Genomic DNA, 19,011 nt, shown 5'->3' on the forward strand with positions numbered 1-19,011 from the left:
GCTCCCGCGGACGGCGTCAGCTCGACGGTTGCGGGATGGCGTACATGCGGCCGTGCAGAACACCGAACTCGACCCGGCAGGGGAATACCGGCAACTCGTCGATCGCCGTATGACGGCCGTGCGTGGCCAGCATGGTGATCGCCCAGTCCCGCAGTGGGGCGGGCAGCTGCCGGCGAGTGCCGTCGGCCAGCTCGAGGTACAGGTCGGCGACGCCGATGGGGTCGTGGATACCGATACCGGCCACATCCAGGACGACACCGGTGTCGGACGCGGACGCCACCACGGGCGGATCGAATGCGGGATCCATTCTGGCAACCTATCCGCGAATCCCGCGGGAACAGGACATTCACGACTTCGTGTCGGCGAAACGAGCGGTATCGGTTCCGGCACGGCCCGCGTGGGTCGGCGTCGTCGCCCACCCGGTGGGCCACCTGTGAGCGGGGCGGACAACGGGTCAGCGGATGTGTCAGGTGAGTGTCAGGTCGCTATCAGCCGGTCCCGTGAGAGTTGTCCGCATGAGCATCGCAGCGAAGAAGTTCCGCAAGACCTCGTCGGAGTGGTCCGGTTTCGTGCCGGTCGAGGACTCCGCCCTGGCCGTCACCGACACCGGTGGTTCCGGTATTCCGGTGATCTATCTCAACGGTCAGTTCGCCACTCGGGGGTATTGGCGGCGGGTCGTCGCCGCGCTCGGGTCCGACTATCGGCACATCACCTACGACGAGCGGGCGCGCGGTAAATCGAAGCGTTCAGCGGACTATTCCTTCGAGGCGGCCGTTCGGGACGTCGACGCCGTGCTCGCGGCCCGGGGCGTGGATCGGGCCCTGGTGGTGGGGTGGTCGTATGGTGCGGTCGTCGCGGCGCACTGGGTCGCCCGGAATCCGGACCGGGCCCTGGGCGCGGTCATGGTCGACGGCGCGTTCCCGTACGACTGGCTCGACGCGGCCATGGAACAGCGCATCCGCAAGCTGTTCCGGCGACTGAACCTGTTCATGCCGCTGCTGCGCCCGACGGGGCTCACGCCTCGGATGACCGCCGCGCAGATGGCCGAGAGCAATATCGAGCTCGGGAAGCTCTCTCGTGAGCGTGAGCTCGGCCCCGTTCTGGACGCCCTCACCGTCCCGGTGCGCTATGTGGTGGCGTCGGGGACGTCGCTGGGCAGCCGCGACGACGAGCAGGAACGCATCCGCACCAGCCTCGACACACTGTGCGCCGGTAATCCCAACATCCGCAGCACCAAGGTCGCCAGCAATCACGGCGCCATCCTGTGCAAGGATTTCCGCGCCATCGCCGACGCCGTCGCGGATGTCGCCGCCGTCGACCCGCACGACTCGTCGAGCCGATAGCCCGGGGCCTCAACGACACGCCACCACCCGCCTACGCGTCATGCCGGGCGGGTTCACCCGGGTGGACCTCATCAGTGCCGTCACCCCACGGCTCGGGCCCACGATGCGCATCGGCTTCGAATGGAACGCGACCAGTCGCGCCCAGCGGCGCATCGACAGCGACGACCACATCCAGGTGCACGGCCCCGGACACGGCCAACCGCCCGACGTCAGGACACCTGGGCCCGCCGCCCGGACCGTGACATCGGGAATCGGCCGATCCGCGGCCGAGGCAGGGGCGCCGATATGACGCACGACAACACCCAGAGGCATCGGGAGGAGAGTCCAGCGCGGTCGACGAGCAAGCGCCGCGACTGCGGCTGAAACCGGGTTCGGCGAAGACCGGCTACGTCGACGGGGCCTGGTGGCCGCGCAGCGACGCTCTCGCGGCCGAGTTGCCTGGGCTGCTGGCGAGCGCGCCCAGCGATCTGGTCATCGACGGGCTGGCCGTGCACCTCGAAGGCCGACGCAGCGGCACCCCGGTGGTTATGGTGGCGGCCATTGGCGTGCTGTGCTCGTTATCGAGTTGTGGAAGCCGTCGAATGGGCGCCTGTGTGCGCAACGGAAACCCGGTCGGTACAGGTGCCGGTGATCACTGCTCGTTGTGCGCGGCTGTGCCGCGCTGCGTGGCGAGTTCGTCGAGGATCGCCTGCACGGTTTGGGGGCCGCTGTAGTGGTAGCCCTGCACGAGCGAGAAGCCGAGGTCGGTGAGCACTGCCGCTTGGTGCGCGGTCTCGACCCCTTCGGCGATGACCTCCATGTCGAGCGCGGTGCTGAGCGCCTTGATCACCCCGAGCAGCGGTGGCGCGGGTGAGTCCGCGGTGATCGCCGCGACGAAGGACCGGTCCACCTTGAGGATGTCCGCTGGAATGGCGGCCAGCCTGCTCAACGATGAGTAACCGGTGCCGAAGTCGTCGATAGCGATACGTACGCCGGCGTTCCGCAAGGCGCTCAGGTTGTCGATCGCGTTCGGTGACTCGGCCTCCAACTGCGTCTCGGTGACCTCGAGCACCAGCTGCCCAGCGTGCCAGCCGGTGCTGCGCAGAGTACTCCGTACCCGATCGCCGTAATCGCTGTCGGCCAGCTCCAGACCGCTGACATTGACGTTCAGCGTGAGGTCGAGATCTGCGACAGTTCTCCGCAGCGCGACTGCGTCCACACAGGCCCGGCGTAGTACGGCCTGGCCCAGGGCGGCAATCAAGTTGTACTCCTCCGCGGCGCGGATCACCTCGATCGTGCCGAGGCCAGGCTCGGTGGCCGAAGACCAGCGCAGCAACGCCTCCACACCGACCACCTTGTCGCCGAGCGGCAGGCTGACGATCGGCTGGTACCGGACTTCCAGGTTGTTGTCTCCCGCGATGGCCCGGCGCAGTTCCTCAGCCAGGGCAACGCGCTGCCCGGATTCCAGCCTGGTCTGGTTGGGACCTGCCTGCTTGGCCCGATACCGGCCCACATCGGCCCGGCTGACCAGCATCGACGCCGGTTCACGCGGCTGCCATGACGTGACGCCGGCGGAGCAGCCGGTAGTTGTCGCCGCGCGCATGCGGTCGGTGAGCCCGACCGCGGCCCGTTCGGTCGTGTCCGGCAGCAGCACCGCGAACAGGTCGCCACCGAGCCGGGCCAGCGTCTGTTCCGGCGTCAACAGCTCACTCCAGGTGTCGGCGACGTGCTGCAGCACCGCATCACCCGTGGGCTGGTCGAGGTGGCCGTTGTCGTCCGTCTGGAAGCGGTCCAGGTCGGCCAACACCAGCGCGGGGCGTTGGCCGAGCCGCCCGGCCTTGGCGATCTCGGCGTTCAGCAACCGATCGAAACCGCGCCGATTGAGCAGGCCGGTAAGCAGATCGATGTCGGCTTCTGCGGCTCGGCGGGCCACAATCGTGACCACCACACCGACCATCACGGTCACCCCGGCCGCGATCACCCCGGTCCACCATTGCAGGTGCTCGCGAGTGCCCAACACCGCCATGCAGCACACCACGGCGAACCCGATCTCCAGGCCGGTGACGTACGTGCTGAAGAAGAACGCGGCATCGCACGCAACGAACACGTATATCGACGACAGTGTGACCGCGGCGGTATCGCCGGGGAGCCAATGAATGGCAACGGTGATCAGCACGGTCCCGAGCGATACCAAGATCGGGTGCGCGCGCACCGGCATCCGCTCACCCACCAGATACACCAGGATGCCGGTGAGCACCGCGACCAGCGCTGCCCCGAACACGACCGCGCGACTACCCGGCCCGTCGCCTGTCAGTGCGGTCACCACGGCAGCGAGCAGTCCGCCGACGAAAAAGAAAGCCCCGGTAATCCTGGACATGAGGCTCGCCGTTGCTACCACTGATGCCGCCCGCGCCCGAGTACGGGAACCACCCCGGGTTCCGACTCCTCGCATCTTTCCAGATTAGCCACACCATCAAGGTCGGAATACCCAGGTCGGAGCACTAGCCGAGCCCTAACCGGGTACGGCCGGATACGTATCGGGCAAGTGGCCGCCAGCAGAAGGTGCCACCGGACGCCGGCACACGCCGACATCTCCGCGCTCGAACTCGTCGTCGCGGTTCGTGCTCGAGCACGGCCACCCCACTGTCAACCACGCAACGTGTTCGCGCAATGCCACACAGCGAAGCAGCCGCAGGTCGATGACCTGCGGCTGCTTCGGTGGGTGGAGCTAAGGGGAATCGAACCCCTGACCTTCTCGATGCGAACGAGACGCGCTACCAACTGCGCCATAGCCCCGTGGCCCGGTACCGGGCCAACGGAGGAGAACTTTAGCAGGTGCCGGTGGGAGATTCCGAATCCGCTGGTCGGATCATCGATCGGGGGTCGGGCGCGGGGGTGTGAGGGTGAGGCCGGCGGCGGTGGCGGCGGTGGTCAGGACCTGCTCGAGCATGGTGGGGGTGAGGCGGCCGGTGAAGGTGTTCTGCTGGCTGACGTGGTAGGAGCCGAACAGTTCCAGGTCTCGGCGGCCGGAGCGGGCGGGCTCGATCGAATAGTGGACGCCGTGACCGAACTTCGGGCGGGGGCGGGGGACCTGCCAGCCCGCCCGGTCGAGGGCGGGCAGGAGTGCCTGCCAGCCCCAGGCGCCGAGAACGACGATGGCGCGAACTGTCGGGGCGAGTAGTTCGAGTTCGGTGATCAGCCAGTGGCGGCAGGTGTCGCGTTCGGCGACGGTGGGTTTGTTGTCCGGTGGTGCGCAGTGCACGGGTGCGGTGACCCGGGTGCCGAGTAGGCGCAGTCCGTCGTCGCGGGCGATGGCGGTGGGCTGGGTGGCGGCGCCGACGGCGTAGAGGGCGGCGAACAGAACGTCGCCGCTGCGGTCGCCGGTGAACATCCGGCCGGTGCGGTTTCCGCCGTGCGCCGCCGGTGCCAGGCCCACCACCAGCATGGCGGCGTCGGACGGGCCGAATCCGGTTACCGGACGACCCCAATACGCTTCGTCGCGGAAGGCGGCGCGCTTGTCGCGGGCCACCTGTTCGCGCCAGGCCACCAGACGCGGGCAGGCGCGGCAGTCGATCAGGGCCTCGTCCATGGCGGCGAGATCGGGATATTCGGGGCTCACCGTGGGGCCGCCGCGCCGGCCCGCACCGGTTCGCTGTGGGTGGTGCTGGGCGCCATCGAGCCTCCCGTGTCGTCGTCGTGCCTGTGAGTCTGCCCGTTTGCCGGGGGCCGTGTCATACCCGCTCAGGTTGATTGCTCAACGTTTGCGAAGGTGGCATCGGCATCCGAAATCTGCGAATTCTCCGGTGATGGGCGGTTGGCGAGAATTTCGGCTCGCTCGGATGTGGCCGTGTCCAGGGCTCGGACGCTGCTGGAGTGCCGGTTCGGCCGGCCGGCGGACCGTTCGGTCGCTGCGGTTGAACTGGTCGAATGTTCAGTCTGGTGCCGGTGCGAGGCGCGGATCGCCTCGGTTCGATGTTGATAGCATGACGTTTCCAGCCGGACGGTCCGCCGCAGCACCGGTTGCGCGGCCCAACGCGATCACATCGAGAGAGTTCTTGCATGCAGTTCGAAATCGTCGAACGGGACGAGACGTGGGTCGCCGGGCTACCGGTGCGCAGTCCGAAACGTGCGCTCGGAAAACTGCGCGATCGTGATCTCGAGGCGGCCTGGGCCGCCGTCCTGCATCAGGAACTGGGTGGGCCGCTGGCGTGTGCCTACACCGACTACGCGCCCGATCCGGGGACGTTCAACACGCAGATCGTCGGCTACGAATGCTCCTCGTTCGATCAGGTGACCCGCGGCCATATCGTGTCCCGCCTGCCGGCCGGGCCCTATGCGCGCTTCTCCTCGGTCGGGAATTTCCCGCAGATCATGACCGATCTGTGGACTCAGATCGCCTACGCCGAGGAGCACAACCAGATCAGACGCACGTTCACCGGGGATTTCGAGTGTTATCCACACGCGTACAAGATCGATCTGTATCTGGCGGTAGATCCGCGATGACCTTTTCGATCGTGGTCCGCGACGCGGCGATCTACGGCGGTTTGGTGGTGCCGCGGGTGCGCCCGAGTTTCAAGGTCAGCAACAGCGAGCTGATCGAATTCCTGCGGGATCGGCTGCGTGACCGGGAGGTCGGCGGTTCGCTCTACACCGTATATGTGCCCGATCCGGCCGGAAATTACAACGTGCTGGTCAGCTATGAATATCCGGCGCCGCACAAACTGCCGGTCGGCGATGTGATGATCCGGGTGCCCAAGGGTGTCTATGCCCGATTCGAGCCGAATGGTGATTATCACGATCCGGTGGAGGATGTCTGGGCGCAGGTGGACGATGCCACCGCATCGGCCGAGATCACCCGGGCTTATTGCGAGGAAATCGAGGTGTGGCAGGCCCCTGACCGGCTGGAGCTGTTCATCTCCATTCTGGTGTGAACAAGAGATTGCCGACAGGTAGCCAAATCTGTACCGCCCGGTCGTTTTCTTCTGTGTCCGGTTCAACCCGAGGGCGATGACCTGGTCCGATTACGGACCTTCGACACTGGTTTCGGAAGATTTGCCAGACGTCTGGTCAATTCCGTTGCGATGACGGATACTGCCCTAGGTGGCCCTATCCGACACCGGCGGTACCGCTTGCCGTGCGGATTCGGCCGGAAGGTCGCGCAGCAACAGAGCGCAGCAACAGAGTAGGAACCGTATGACTGGGCTGGACGCCGCACCGGTGCGCTGCGCCGATATGGCTGTTGACGACCTCGCGCGCACCCCGGATTTCGGCCCCGGATCGGGCCCCGGCGAATTCTTCGACGCACCTCTCCGCGAACTCGCCGCGATTTCATGGCGATACGTCGATACACTAGCGTCGGTTCAGGGCAGAGCCATCGACGCTCGGGGCGTGGACGTCCTTCCCGTGACATGCCGTGGATAGCGCGATCGGAGACAAGGTGCCTCGGCGAACGCTCGACTCACTGGTGACGCAGGTCGCTGCGGAGTTGATGGGTGTCGACGCCACGACGATGGTGGCGGCGACCGAACGAGTGCTGGCCAAACTGGTCGACTACTTCGACGTCGATTTCAGTTTCGTCCGCCATACCGACCGGGAACGGCGCGCGACCGTATTGATCGCGGAATGGCCGCCCCGCCCGGACGTGCCCGACCCCGATCCGTTGCGCGTCGTGTATTTCGATCGCGCCGATTCGGTGTTCCGGGCCATCGAACACGCGACCGAACCGATGATCGCCCGGCCCACCCCGGAATTCTCCGACTATCTCGACACGATTCGCCGGTCCTCCGGCTTCGGCGATGTCACGACGGCGGCCGTTCCGCTGATCTCCCGCGGTGAATCCACCGGCTTGCTCGGCTTCATGAAGATGGGCGACCGGGAGTGGAGTACGCGGGAAATCAATGTGCTCAAGGCGATCGCGGCGCTGCTGGCCCAATTGCAGGCGCGCGTCGTCGCCGAGGAGCGGCTGCGCTATATCGCCCTGCACGACGATCTCACCGGGTTGGCCAATCGACGGGCGCTGCTCGAGCATATGGAGGAACGGCTGCGGCCCGGCAGCCCGGGACCGGTCGCCGCGTTCTTCCTCGACCTCGACCGGCTCAAGGCGCTCAACGATTTTCTGGGCCACACCGCGGGTGACAACTTCATCCGCACGCTGTCGGCCCGGCTCAAGGAACATCTCGACCCGCACGACATGATCGCGCGCCTGGGTGGCGACGAATTCGTGATCGTGCCGGCCAAACCGGTGGATTCGGTGGCCGCGGAACTCGAGGCCACCCGGATCCAGCAGCTCATCACCCGGCGGGTGTCGGTCGGCGGAGAATCCGTCAGTCGCGGCGCCAGCGTCGGGGTGGCCCTGGGTATGCCCGGGGAGACCACGGTGGCCGATGTGCTGCGCCGGGCCGATCACGCCCTGCTCTCGGCGAAATCCGGCGGCGGCAACGGGGTCGCGGTCTTCACCGATGCCATGCGCGCGCAGTTCGAGCTCCAAGACGATGTCGAGCTGAATCTGCGGGGCGCGGTCTCCGACGGATCGCTGCTGCTGCACTATCAGCCGGAGGTGGACCTGCGGACCGGTCGTATCGTCGCGCTGGAGGCGCTGGTGCGCTGGCAGCATCCCACCCGGGGACTGTTGCCCCCCGGCGCCTTCGTCGGCGTGGCCGAGGCGACTAATCTGGCCGGTGAACTGGGACGATGGGTGTTGCGGACGGCTTGTGCGCAATTCGCGAAGTGGCGTCGCGCCGGACTGGCGTCGAATGTGGTGATCCGGATCAACGTCTCGCCGGTGCAGCTGGTGAGCCTCGACTTCGTCGAATGCGTCGAGGATGTGCTGCGCCGCCACGGCATCGACGGCAGTTCGATCTGCCTGGAGATCACCGAGCATGTCGTGGTCTCGGATTTGACCCGCACCCAGGTGACGCTGCGCGGCCTCAAGCGCATGGGGGTGCAGATCGCGATCGACGATTTCGGGACCGGCTACAGCTCGCTGTCGCATCTGAAGGCGCTTCCGGTCGACGCGGTCAAGATCGATCGTGGATTCGTGCAGCGGCTCGGCGCCAGTACCGACGATCTGGCGATTGTGAAATCCATTGTGGGCCTCGCCGGCTCGTTCGGGCTCGGCGTGGTGGGCGAGGGCGTGGAGACGGCGGTCGCGGCGCGCACGCTGGTCGGTCTCGGATGCTATCGCGCCCAGGGCTTCCTGATCGCGCGGCCGATGCCCGCCGAGGAGGCCGAATCGCATCTCGCCGAAGGGCGCATCCCACTCGACCTCGAACTCCCACGGGTTTCCCGTGGGGCGCACCGGATCTGACTTCGCGGGTATGACCGACGTCGAAACCGTGGGCTCGCCGTGGCTCCTGGTGGAAACGCTCGCGCCGAGCCTGGAGCCGACCATCGTCGCGGACGGGCACCGCATCCGGGAATGGACGAATCTGTCGCGGGCCGGCCGCGCACTGGGGACGGCGGCCACCACTGTGGCCGCCGCCGCGGTCGACGCGGCGGTCGCGGCGGTGCCCGCGCGAACTCCCGATGCGGACGGCCGCGTGGCCGCGGGCCGAATCGTGTTGTCCGAAGGCGGCTGTACCGCGATCGCGGTCCCGATCTTCTGTTCCTTCGGTGCCGTGCACGGTGTGCATCTGTGGCTGGGCGCCGCCCATCAGCAGCCGCCGCCGCGGCGTGTGGTCGCGGCCTGGGATTGGGATTCCGATACCGAACTCGCCCATCACGGACCCGGACTCGAGGAAATGGCCTTCGCCCGCGCGCCCGGCGATGTGCGGGTGGTGCGGACGCCCCCGGAGGTATTCGGCCGGATGGTGCGTTTCGACGAGCGCATGGGCTACACCGCCGTGATCGCCGGGACCGACCCCTCCGGCCGCTGGCACGGTGAGCTGGCGATCCGCGGTGACGACGAGATCGTCCGCACTTTCCAGCTGGTGGTGCGGGTGCACCGCGCGGATCCGCACCTGGTGGCCAGGGATGCCGGCGCGCCCCGGACCGCGCACATCACCAGGGCCCTGCTGCACGAGATCACCGATGTCAGCCCGCCCCGGCCGGATACCGATCTGGCGATAACCCGGGCCGTATCGCGGTCGGCGGTCGCGGGCGTCGGATTCGTCGAATTGGCGATGGGCGTGGTCTACGAGTGGACGAGTGCGCCCCCGCCGCCGCTGGAACGCTGGACCACCGAACGTCCGGTACTGCATCCCGATGATCGGCAGATCTACCGCGCGACCTGCGCTGCCGTTCTCGCCGATGAACACGGCGACGCTACAAGAGAATTCGTCTTCCGGGTCCGGTTCGCGGACGCGGACTGGGTCCCGGTGCGCGCCGAGCTGTCCCGGCTGGGCTCGGAACGGGCCCACGGCATGATCCGGGTCCGGCCCGCTCGCGGTTAGCCGAGCCTTCCGCGGGGATTCACCCCGTGTTGGCCCCGGTGGTTCCCGCGGCCGGGACGATCGGCGCGTGCGCATCGCTCAGCTGGCGAACTTCTACGGTCCGCGTTCGGGTGGACTTCGCACCGCACTGCATCACCTCGGCGCCGGATACGTGGCCGCCGGGCACGAGGTGGTGCTGATCGTGCCGGGAGCGCGCCGCGGCGAGGAGATCCTGCCCAGCGGGGTGGTGCGAATAACCGTGCCGGCGTTGGCGATTCCGTGGACCGGGGGGTACCGCGCGGCCGATCCCCGTCCGGTCGCCGATGTGCTGACCGGGCTCGCGCCGGATGCGCTGGAGGTGTCGGACCGGCTGACCCTGCGCGGCTTCGGCCGATGGGCGCGCCACCGCGACATCGCGTCGGTGATGATTTCGCACGAGCGACTGGATCGGCTGCTCGGACAGGTGCTGCCGACCTCCGTCGCCCGCCGGGCCGCCGATATCGCCAATCGCCGCACCGCCGCCGAGTACGACATGGTGGTGTGTACGACCGGATTCGCCCGCGCCGAGTTCGAGCGGATCGACGTGCCGAATGTCGCGCTGGTGCCGCTGGGTGTGGATCTGGAGCTGTTCGCACCGCATCGCCACGATCGTGCGCTGCGGGCGCGACTGGGCGGATCGCATCTGGTGGTGCACTGCGGGCGGCTGTCGGTGGAGAAGCGTGTCGATCGCAGCATCGAGGCCGTGGAACGGTTGCGGCGCGGCGGGGTGAACGTGCGATTGGTGGTCGTGGGGGACGGCCCGCGGCGCGAGTCGCTGGTCCGGCAGGCGCGCGGGGTGGCGGCGCTGCCCGACGGCCGCCCGGGGGTGCACTTCACCGGATTCATCGACGACCGGACACAGGTGGCGACGTTGCTGGCGAGCGCGGACATCTCACTGGCGCCCGGCCCGCACGAAACGTTCGGGCTGGCGGCGCTGGAGGCGCTGGCCGCCGGGACGCCGGTGGTGGCCAGCCGGTCCTCGGCGCTGGCCGATATCGTCACCGCCGAATGCGGGGCGGTGGCCGCGGATCATCCGTCGGCCTTCGCCGACGCCGTCACCGATGTGCTCGCCCGTCCGGCCGGACAACGCCGACTGGCCGCGCGGTCGCGGGCCGAACAGTTCCCGTGGCCGGTGGCCGTCGCCGGGATGCTGTCGGTATTGAGCGGAATGTCGTAGCTGTGGCATCGGGTATCGGCCCGGTGCGGGCGCGGTGTGTCCGCCAACACGTATGCTCCTGGGCAACGGAGATAGTCAGTCCGGATGTCCCGCTGCGACGGGCATCACCGTAGAGCATTCGAGGAACGGCGTGCGTGATCGCTTGAAGTCCGTGAGCGGCAAGAAGACTCTGGTCACCGGTGCGGCCAGCGGAATCGGTCGGGCGACGGCGATCGCCGCCGCGACCGAGGGCGCCGAGCTGGTCCTCACCGATATCGACGCCACCGGTCTCGCGGACACCGTGGACGAGATCGGGCGGGCCGGTGGCAAAGTACTCGAATCGCGGGCGCTCGACATCAGTGACCACGAGGCCGTCGCGCTGTTCGCCGAGGATGTCCACCGCAGCCACGGCAGCCTCGACGTGGTGATGAACGTCGCCGGGATCTCGGCCTGGGGGACGGTCGAGAATCTGGAGCATCGGCACTGGCGGTCGATGGTGGATGTGAACCTGATGGGCCCCATCCACGTCATCGAGAGCTTCGTGCCTGCCATGGTCAAGGGCGGGCGCGGCGGTGCGCTGGTCAATGTGTCCTCCGCGGCGGGACTGCTCGCCTTCCCCTGGCACGCCGCCTACAGCGCCAGCAAATTCGGGCTGCGCGGTGTGTCGGAGGTGCTGCGATTCGATCTGGCCCGGCACGGGATCACGGTGCATCTGGTGGTGCCGGGCGCGGTGAACACCCATCTGGTGGAAACCGTCGAGATCGCCGGTGTGGACCGGGACGATCCGCGAATCAAACGCTACGTGAAGCGTTTTCAGTCCCACGCCGTCTCGCCGGACCAGGCGGCGCGCGCGATTCTGCGCGGTATCGAGAAGAACCGCTTCATCGTGTACACCTCCTTCGATGTGCGCTTCGGCTACTGGTGGGCGCGTAAGTTCGCCTGGCCCTACGAGTTCACGATGCGGCGCGCGAACGATCAGTTCAACAGATTCCTTCGTTGATCTCGCAGAATTCGTCGGCTCCGGTTCCGGCGGCTTCCGATTCGGCGGATTCCGCTGTTCCGGAGGGTGTTTCGCAGCCCTCGGGACGGGCGCAGTCGATGTTCACATCCAGCGTGCGAGCGCCGGGCCCCTCGTCGCCGAGGCGGTCGTGGTAGTTGACGATCCGGCAGCTGCCCAGCGAGAGGCAGCCGCAGCCGATGCAGTCGGTGAGACTGTTGCGCAACCGGGTGAGCTGTTCGATGCGCTGATCGAGGTCGGTTCGCCAAGTTACCGACAATCGTTCCCAATCCTTGCGATTGGGAGTGCGTCCCTCGGGTAGAGTGTCGAGGGCTTTGCGAATTTCGCTGAGCGGAATGCCGACGCGTTGCGAGATCCGGATGAATGCCACCCGACGCAGCGTTTCCCGGGAATATCTGCGCTGGTTGCCGCTCGTGCGACGGCTGGCGATCAGCCCCTCGCGTTCGTAGAAATGCAGTGCCGACACCGCGACCCCACTGCGTTCCGACAGTTGGCCGGGGGTGAGCTCCTTGGCGTGCCAGGTCGTATGCTGCATACCTAAACCATACTTCAGGTAATCGGTGCGCCGGGCGAGAACCGGCAACTCGGGCTCCGGATCCGGCGTGGTAGGCGAACAATTTCGTGCCAACCGGGCGGCGGCACATTACGGTCGGGATATGGGAACAGAGGCTGTGCCCCCGGCGCGACCGTTTTCCGTGACGACCGAGGTCGGGACGTTGCGTGCGGTTCTGCTGCATCGCCCGGGGGACGAGCTGCGCCGGCTCACCCCGCGCAACAACGATCAGCTGCTCTTCGACGCCATCCCGTGGGTGGAGCGCGCGCAGCAGGAACACGAGACCTTCGCCGATGTCCTGCGCGGCCGCGGAGTCGAGGTGCTACTGCTGGCCGATCTGCTGACCGAGACGCTGGCGGTCAGCGGCGCCGGGCGAAGTATGGGCATCACCGCGGCGGTCGACGCCCGGCGCATCGGCTTCGCGCTGGCCGAGGATCTCAAGACCTATCTGCGCGCGGTACCCGCACCGGACCTGTCGCGAATCCTCATGGCCGGGATGACTTTCGACGAATTACCGTTCGAACCCGATACCGCCTCGCTGGTCCGTCGGATGCATCACGGCACCGATTTCGTCATCGACCCGCTGCCGAATCTGCTGTTCACCCGCGATTCCTCGTTCTGGGTGGGGCCGAAGGTCGCGATCACCTCGCTGGCTCTGCCGGCCCGTGCGCGCGAAACCTCGCTCACCGATCTGGTCTACGCCTTCCACCCGCGGTTCCTCGGGGTGCGCCGGGCCTACGAATCCCACACCGCCCCGATGGAGGGTGGCGACGTCCTGCTGCTCGCGCCCGGCGTGGTCGCCATCGGCGTGGGGGAGCGCACCTCACCGGCGGGTGCGGAAGCCTTGGCGCGCAGCCTGTTCGACGATGCGCTGGCGCATACCGTACTGGTGGTGCCGATCGCGCAGAATCGGGCCACCATGCATCTGGATACCGTTTGCACCATGGTCGACACCGATGCGGTGGTGATGTATCCGGGCGTGCAGAACTCACTGTGCGCGTTCACTATTCGCTCCGACGGCGAGTCGGTGCGGATGAGTGGCCCGGATCCGTTCCTGCCCGCGGCGGCGGAGGCCATGGGCATCGACAAGTTGCGCGTCATCGACACGGGGCTGGACGGAGTGACCGCCGAGCGGGAACAGTGGGATGACGGCAACAACACACTCGCGCTGGCACCGGGGGTCGTGGTCGCCTATGAACGAAACGAGAATACGAACAGCCGGCTGTCCGATGCGGGAATCGAAGTGCTGACCATTCCGGGGTCCGAACTGGGATCCGGTCGTGGCGGGCCCCGCTGTCTGTCCTGCCCGCTGTCGCGCGACGAGGTGTAGACGCCGATGCTGGATATCCCGGTCGATCATCATTCGACGGTGCCACCCTACGAGCAACTGCGGCTGGGCATCGTCGCCCGGGTGCAGTCCGGTGAGCTCACCGCGGGGACGAAGATTCCCACGGTGCGAGCGCTGGCCGTCCAGCTCGGACTGGCACCCAATACGGTCGCCCGGGCCTATCGCGAACTGGAGCAGGACGGGGTGCTGGAAACCCGCGGGCGGCTCGGTTCGTTCATCGCCTCCTCGGGCGATCCGACCCGCGATGCGGCCGGGCGCGCCGCGACCGACTACGTCGCGGCGATACGCCGGCTGGGACTCGACGACGAGGCCGCGTTGCGGTTCGTGCGGGCCGCGCTGGGGGAGATCCGGGAGTAGTCCGGCTCAGCGCCAGCTCGGTAACCAGAGGTGGTCGTGCCAGTTGCCGGGGGTGATCGGCAGCGCCGTGAGAATCGGCCACAGCCAGATGAAGTTGGCGATCACCAGGCCCAGATACAGGCTGACCAGCAATAGTCCGAGACTTCGGCGCTCTCCGGCCACCGTGAACCAGCGGCCCGATCGGGTGCGCACCAGCGATGCCGGGCCGAGAATATCGCCGAGGGTCAGGGCGAGGCCCATGGCCAGGAACGGGGCCATCGGCACCGCGTAGAAGTAGTACATCTGCCGGTCCAGATCCGCGAACCAGGGCAGCAGGCCGGCGCCGTAGCCGACCAGCATCGCCGCGTACCGCCAATCGAAGCGGGTGGCACAGCGCCACAGCGCCCACGCCAGCATCGGCAGCGACAGCCACCACATGGCGGGTGTGCCGATCAGCATCACCGCCTTCACACAGACCGATTGCCCGCATCCGGTGACACCGTTGTCGGCGTAGTAGTACAGCATCGGGCGCAGCCCCATCGGCCACGACCAGGGCTTGGACTCCCACGGGTGATGATTGCCCGCCGAGTTGGTCAGACTCTCATGGAATTTCAGCGATTCGGCCTGGTTGTGCCACAGCGAGCGCAACGCATCGGGAATCCAGGACCAGGTGCCGCCCGTTCCGACCGCGTTCCCGACCGAATAGCGGTCGTAGCCGTCCTCACTGGCGAACCAGCCCCAGTAGGTGGCCAGATAGACCAGCAGCGGAATGGCCACCAGCGCGTACAGCGCCGGGCCGATATCTCGGACCGCGGTCCCGGCCCACGGCCGCGTGACCCCGTAGGCGCGCCGGGCCGCCACATCGAAGCAGACCGTCATCAGCCCGAAGAACAGGATGAAGTACATGCCCGACCATTTGGTGCCGCAGGCCATGCCGAGCAGCAGGCCCGCACCGAACCGCCACCACCGCACACCCAGGCGCGGCCCGAAAACACTGAGGGTGATGCGCCCTTCCGCATCGGCGCGGGCCAGCCGTTCGCGTACCTGATCCCGGTCGACGATCAGGCAGCCGAAGGCGCCGACGACGAAGACCGCCTGGAAGATGTCGAGCATGCCGATCCGGGAGGAGACGAATGTCAGCCCGTCGGCGATCAGCAGCACCCCCGCGAAGGCGCCGATCAGCGTGGACCGCGTCATCCGCCGGGTGATGCGGATGACCAGCAAGATCAGCACCGATCCGAAGACCGCCGCCGTGAACCGCCAGCCCCAGCTGGTGTAGCCGAACAGGGCCTCGCCCAGCGCGATCATCTGCTTGCCGACCGGCGGATGCACCACCAGCCCGTAAGCCGGATTGTCTTCGACGCCACCGCCGGTGACCATCTGCCAGGCCTGCGGGGCGTAATGCTTCTCGTCGAATACCGGGGTGCCGGCATCGGTCGGGTAGTTCAGCATCGTGAACCGGGTGACCGCGGCGATCGCGGTGAGGAATATCGTCACCAGCCAGCCCCGCGCCCGATCGGTGGGCCCGAAATCGGGGGTGGGGCGCAGCGGCGCCGGGCTGGACGAAGCCGGGCCCCCGCCGATCGCCGGTCGCGTATCGGTCAGCTGGGTCACGCACCGATCGTAGGCGGTGTCCACGGGTGGGCCGCGCGGCGGTGAGCCGACCTGCGTGGCGGCCCGCCGCGCGGGTGCGGTGTGATGGTCGGGGTACGGATCGGTGTTTCGGGGAAAGGACGGCGATGGGCGAGCCCGGCGGGCGCTTGGTGCTGGCGGCGACGCCGATGGGCGATGTGGGCGACGCATCGGCTCGGTTGCGGGAGGCGCTGGCGAGCGCCGAGATCGTCGCCGCGGAGGACACCCGTCGCACCCGGTCGCTGGCCAAGGCGCTCGAGGTCGAGATCACCGGCCGGGTGGTCAGCTTCTACGACCACGTCGAGACGGCCCGAATTCCGATGCTGCTCGGCGAGATCGAATCCGGACGGACCGTCCTGCTGGTCACCGATGCCGGGATGCCCTCGGTCAGCGATCCGGGTTACCGGATGGTGGCGGCCTGTATCGAACACGATCTCCCGGTGACCTGCCTGCCCGGCCCCTCGGCGGTGACCACCGCGCTGGCGCTGTCCGGACTGCCCATGGAGCGGTTCTGTTTCGACGGCTTCGCACCGCGCAAGTCCGGGCAGCGCAGGCAATGGCTGAGCACGCTGGTCGCCGAATCCCGCGCGGTGGTGTTCTTCGAGTCCCCGCACCGGCTCGCCGACTGTCTCGCCGACGCCGCCGACATCCTCGGTCCCGATCGCCGCGCCGCGGTGTGCCGGGAGCTGACCAAGACCTACGAGGAGGTCGTGCGCGGCGGTCTCGGCGAACTGGCCGAGTGGGCCGTCGAGGGTGCGCGCGGGGAGATCACGGTGGTGGTCGAAGGGGCACAACCGGTTTCGGCCGATCCCGTCGACCTCGTCGCCGAGGTCGAGGAGCTGGTGGCCGACGGCACCCGGCTCAAGGATGCCTGCGCGCAGGTGGCCGCCCGGGTCGGCGGGGTATCGCGACGCGAGCTCTACGACGCCGTACTCGCCGCTCGCGCGCGGTGAGCCCGGTCGCCGGTTACGCCTAGGCGTGCACCGCCGCCGGCGTCAGACCGAGCACCGTATGGGCGAATTCGATGAAGGTCGGGGCCAATTCGGGCACCCGCCCGGCACCGGTGTTGATCAGTACTCGCCGGGTGCGTTCACCGATCGCGTCGGGCACCAGCGCGATCAGATCGTCCGGCACTTCCGGCACGGCGGGGTCGAGGGCACGGGCCTGATCGTGGAACTGCCGGTACATCGTGGTGAAGCTGTCGACGGCGGCATCGCGCAGCTCCGCGGTCGCGGTGCCGACCAACAGGGATTCCACCAGTATCAACCGGGAGAAATCCGGTTCGGCGGCGATGACCGTGCAGAACGTGGAGATCATGGTGGCGATCCGGTGGCGCGGATCCGCGGCCGCCGGCAGTTCGGTCAATTCCTCGGCGATCCGGGTGCGTACCATCTGCACACCCGTACGCACCGCCTCGGCGAAACAGTGCTCCTTGTTGACGAAGTGCTCGTAGAAGGTGCTGCGTGAGACATGGGCGGAGCCGACGATATCGGTCAGTGTCGTGGCCGCGTAACCACGGGCACCGACACATTCGACCATCGCGTCGATGAGCCGGCCCCGTGGCGTACCGAGCGTCTCTGCGCGGGTGCTGCGGTGCCGTTCGGCGAATTCCGGATCCATACCGGCCGTGCGCCTAGTCTTTTGGCTCGACGTACTTCGGGAAGACCGGTTCGGGTGCGGGTAATGCCAGTCCGGCCTCGATCGGAGTGTCGAGATCGGCGAACGTGCGGGCGGTCTGCCCGAGCTGATCCAGGATCCGTCCCGCCGAGCCCGGAATCACCGGCTGCACCAGGATGGACACGATCCGCAGCACCTCGAGGGTCACGTAGAGCACCGTGGCCTCGCGTGCGACATCCTCGGGCGTCCCGGATTTGGCCAGTGCCCACGGCTGCTGTGCGGAGAAGTACTTGTTGGTCTCACCCAGTGTCAGCCAGATCGCCTCGAGCGCGAGGTGGATCTGCTGGCCGTCGAATTCTTCGCGGCAGCGTTCCCACAGTCCGTTCGCCCGGTCCAGCAGTTCCCGGTCGGCGGCGGTGAATTCACCGGGAGCCGGTACGGCGGAGCCGAAATCGCGGGCCACCATCTTGAGGCTGCGCTGCACCAGATTGCCGTATTCGTTGGCGAGATCACTGTTGATCCGGCCGACGATGGCGTCGTGACTGTAGGAACCGTCCTGACCGTAGGAGATCTCGCGCAGCAGGAAGAACCGCACCGCGTCCAGTCCGTACTGCTCGACCAGATCCAGCGGATCCACGGTATTGCCGACCGATTTCGACATCTTCTCGCCCTTGTTGAACAAGAAGCCGTGCACGAAGACACGTTTCGGCAATTCGATACCCGCCGACATCAGGAATGCCGGCCAGTACACGGTGTGGAACCGGGTGATGTCCTTACCGATGATGTGAACGTTCGCGGGCCAGAATCGTTGGAAGGCGGCCGATTCCGTATCGGGGAAGCCGACCCCGGTCAGATAGTTGGTGAGCGCGTCGACCCACACGTACATCACGTGGGCCGGATCGCCGGGTACCGGCACACCCCAGTCGAAGGTGGTGCGCGAAATGGACAGATCCTTCAGACCCGCCTTCACATAACTGACGATCTCGTTGCGCCGCGTCGCGGGCAGAATGAAATCCGGTGTGGTCTCGTACAGTTCGAGCAGTTTGTCCTGGTATTTCGACAGCCGGAAGAAGTAGTTCGACTCCTCGGTCCACTCCACCGGCGTCCGGGTCTCGGTCGCGACGCGCGTCCCGTCCTCGGTGACGGTGGTCTCCTCCTCGGTGTAGAAGGCCTCGTCGCGCACCGAATACCAGCCCGAATAGGTATCGAGGTAGATGTCGTCCGCGGCCCGCATCCGCTCCCAGATCGCGATGCTGGCGGCGAGGTGGTCCTCGTCGGTGGTGCGGATGAAACGGTCGTAGGAGATATCGAGCGCCTTGTCCATTCGCTCGAACACATCCGAATTGCGGGCGGCGTATTCCTCGACGCTCACGCCCGCGGCCCGCGCGGCCTGCTGTACCTTCTGGCCGTGCTCGTCGGTACCGGTCATGAAGAACACGTCGTAGCCGTCGAGCCGTTTGAAGCGGGCCAGCGTATCGGTGGAGATGTACTCGTAGGCGTGGCCGATATGCGGCGCGCCGTTCGGGTAGGCGATCGCCGTGGTGATGTAGAAGGCCGGTGCGGAATTCGACGACGTGCGTTCGGGTGCGCTCATGGTGCCCCTACTCTAATCCGCCGCCGA

General features: G+C 67.4%; 19 protein-coding genes and 1 tRNA gene. 12 read left to right on the forward strand and 8 right to left on the reverse strand.

The features are described from left to right. Positions 1-16: 16 nt before the first annotated feature. The gene (locus tag LKD76_RS05295; protein ID WP_227979832.1) at positions 17-307 is read right to left on the reverse strand and encodes a hypothetical protein; all 291 of its coding nucleotides are present in this window, start codon (positions 305-307) and stop codon (positions 17-19) included. Positions 308-515: 208 nt separating this feature from the next. On the opposite strand from LKD76_RS05295, the gene LKD76_RS05300 reads away from it, so the two are divergent. The 3 genes from LKD76_RS05300 (at position 516) to LKD76_RS32270 (ending at position 2,056) form a co-directional block, all read left to right on the forward strand. Next, on the forward strand, positions 516-1,343 hold the full coding sequence (locus tag LKD76_RS05300) for an alpha/beta fold hydrolase (RefSeq protein ID WP_227979833.1): 828 nt from the start codon (positions 516-518) through the stop codon (positions 1,341-1,343). Positions 1,344-1,404: 61 nt separating this feature from the next. Then, positions 1,405-1,632 carry a hypothetical protein gene (locus LKD76_RS05305; protein ID WP_227979834.1) on the forward strand — a complete coding sequence of 76 codons (228 nt, stop codon included), beginning with the start codon at positions 1,405-1,407 and terminating at the stop codon, positions 1,630-1,632. A 70-nt stretch (positions 1,633-1,702) separates the two neighbouring features. Beyond that, entirely contained in the window at positions 1,703-2,056 is a 354-nt protein-coding gene (locus tag LKD76_RS32270; RefSeq protein WP_372465972.1) for a DUF5994 family protein, read from the forward strand. Here the strand turns inward: LKD76_RS32270 and LKD76_RS05315 are convergent. The 3 genes from LKD76_RS05315 to LKD76_RS05325 all read right to left on the reverse strand — a co-directional run bounded on the left by LKD76_RS05315 (position 1,975) and on the right by LKD76_RS05325 (position 4,911). Next, complete coding sequence (locus LKD76_RS05315; protein ID WP_227979835.1) at positions 1,975-3,699, reverse strand: putative bifunctional diguanylate cyclase/phosphodiesterase; 1,725 nt, start codon at positions 3,697-3,699, stop codon at positions 1,975-1,977. The genes LKD76_RS32270 and LKD76_RS05315 overlap by 82 nt on opposite strands. 346 nt (positions 3,700-4,045) lie before the next feature. After that, positions 4,046-4,118, reverse strand: a tRNA-Ala gene (locus tag LKD76_RS05320). Positions 4,119-4,191: 73 nt separating this feature from the next. Beyond that, positions 4,192-4,911 (reverse strand): uracil-DNA glycosylase, encoded by a 720-nt coding sequence (locus LKD76_RS05325; protein ID WP_227985101.1) that lies wholly within the window; start codon positions 4,909-4,911, stop codon positions 4,192-4,194. 470 nt (positions 4,912-5,381) lie between these two features. Here LKD76_RS05325 and LKD76_RS05330 point away from each other — a divergent pair, with 470 nt between their 5' ends. The 6 genes from LKD76_RS05330 to LKD76_RS05355 all read left to right on the forward strand — a co-directional run bounded on the left by LKD76_RS05330 (position 5,382) and on the right by LKD76_RS05355 (position 11,886). Further along, positions 5,382-5,825: a GyrI-like domain-containing protein gene (locus tag LKD76_RS05330; RefSeq protein ID WP_227979836.1), complete on the forward strand. Its 444-nt coding sequence runs from the start codon at positions 5,382-5,384 to the stop codon at positions 5,823-5,825. Continuing rightward, positions 5,822-6,253 (forward strand): effector binding domain-containing protein, encoded by a 432-nt coding sequence (locus tag LKD76_RS05335; protein ID WP_227979837.1) that lies wholly within the window; start codon positions 5,822-5,824, stop codon positions 6,251-6,253. Before LKD76_RS05330 ends, LKD76_RS05335 begins: the two co-directional genes overlap by 4 nt. Positions 6,254-6,810: 557 nt before the next feature. After that, positions 6,811-8,628, forward strand: a complete 1,818-nt coding sequence (locus LKD76_RS05340; protein WP_227985102.1) for a putative bifunctional diguanylate cyclase/phosphodiesterase — start codon at positions 6,811-6,813, stop codon at positions 8,626-8,628. A gap of 10 nt (positions 8,629-8,638) precedes the next feature. Beyond that, positions 8,639-9,712 carry a GAF domain-containing protein gene (locus LKD76_RS05345; protein ID WP_227979838.1) on the forward strand — a complete coding sequence of 358 codons (1,074 nt, stop codon included), beginning with the start codon at positions 8,639-8,641 and terminating at the stop codon, positions 9,710-9,712. 67 nt (positions 9,713-9,779) lie between these two features. Then, positions 9,780-10,907: a glycosyltransferase gene (locus LKD76_RS05350; protein ID WP_227979839.1), complete on the forward strand. Its 1,128-nt coding sequence runs from the start codon at positions 9,780-9,782 to the stop codon at positions 10,905-10,907. Positions 10,908-11,037: 130 nt separating this feature from the next. Then, positions 11,038-11,886 (forward strand): SDR family oxidoreductase, encoded by an 849-nt coding sequence (locus LKD76_RS05355; RefSeq protein ID WP_227979840.1) that lies wholly within the window; start codon positions 11,038-11,040, stop codon positions 11,884-11,886. Here LKD76_RS05355 and soxR read toward each other — a convergent pair. Further along, a complete protein-coding gene (soxR, locus tag LKD76_RS05360; RefSeq protein ID WP_227979841.1) occupies positions 11,867-12,439 on the reverse strand; it encodes a redox-sensitive transcriptional activator SoxR in 573 nt (190 codons plus the stop codon). The two genes, LKD76_RS05355 and soxR, sit on opposite strands and share 20 nt — an antisense overlap. Before the next feature lie 121 nt (positions 12,440-12,560). On the opposite strand from soxR, the gene arcA reads away from it, so the two are divergent. Then, complete coding sequence (arcA, locus tag LKD76_RS05365; RefSeq protein ID WP_227979842.1) at positions 12,561-13,787, forward strand: arginine deiminase; 1,227 nt, start codon at positions 12,561-12,563, stop codon at positions 13,785-13,787. A gap of 6 nt (positions 13,788-13,793) precedes the next feature. Beyond that, the gene (locus tag LKD76_RS05370; RefSeq protein WP_227979843.1) at positions 13,794-14,162 is read left to right on the forward strand and encodes a GntR family transcriptional regulator; all 369 of its coding nucleotides are present in this window, start codon (positions 13,794-13,796) and stop codon (positions 14,160-14,162) included. Between the two features lie 6 nt (positions 14,163-14,168). Here the strand turns inward: LKD76_RS05370 and LKD76_RS05375 are convergent, their stop codons facing one another. Beyond that, positions 14,169-15,755 carry a dolichyl-phosphate-mannose--protein mannosyltransferase gene (locus LKD76_RS05375; RefSeq protein ID WP_227979844.1) on the reverse strand — a complete coding sequence of 529 codons (1,587 nt, stop codon included), beginning with the start codon at positions 15,753-15,755 and terminating at the stop codon, positions 14,169-14,171. 125 nt (positions 15,756-15,880) lie between these two features. On the opposite strand from LKD76_RS05375, the gene rsmI reads away from it, so the two are divergent. Further along, entirely contained in the window at positions 15,881-16,726 is an 846-nt protein-coding gene (rsmI, locus tag LKD76_RS05380; protein WP_227979845.1) for a 16S rRNA (cytidine(1402)-2'-O)-methyltransferase, read from the forward strand. 19 nt (positions 16,727-16,745) lie between these two features. Here the strand turns inward: rsmI and LKD76_RS05385 are convergent, their stop codons facing one another. Both LKD76_RS05385 and metG read right to left on the reverse strand, forming a co-directional pair. After that, positions 16,746-17,393 (reverse strand): TetR/AcrR family transcriptional regulator, encoded by a 648-nt coding sequence (locus tag LKD76_RS05385; RefSeq protein WP_227979846.1) that lies wholly within the window; start codon positions 17,391-17,393, stop codon positions 16,746-16,748. 13 nt (positions 17,394-17,406) lie between these two features. After that, a complete protein-coding gene (metG, locus tag LKD76_RS05390; protein WP_227979847.1) occupies positions 17,407-18,984 on the reverse strand; it encodes a methionine--tRNA ligase in 1,578 nt (525 codons plus the stop codon). Between the last annotated feature and the right edge of the window lie 27 nt (positions 18,985-19,011).

The organism is Nocardia spumae (assembly GCF_020733635.1).
GTDB classification, from domain to species: Bacteria; Actinomycetota; Actinomycetes; order Mycobacteriales; family Mycobacteriaceae; genus Nocardia; species Nocardia spumae.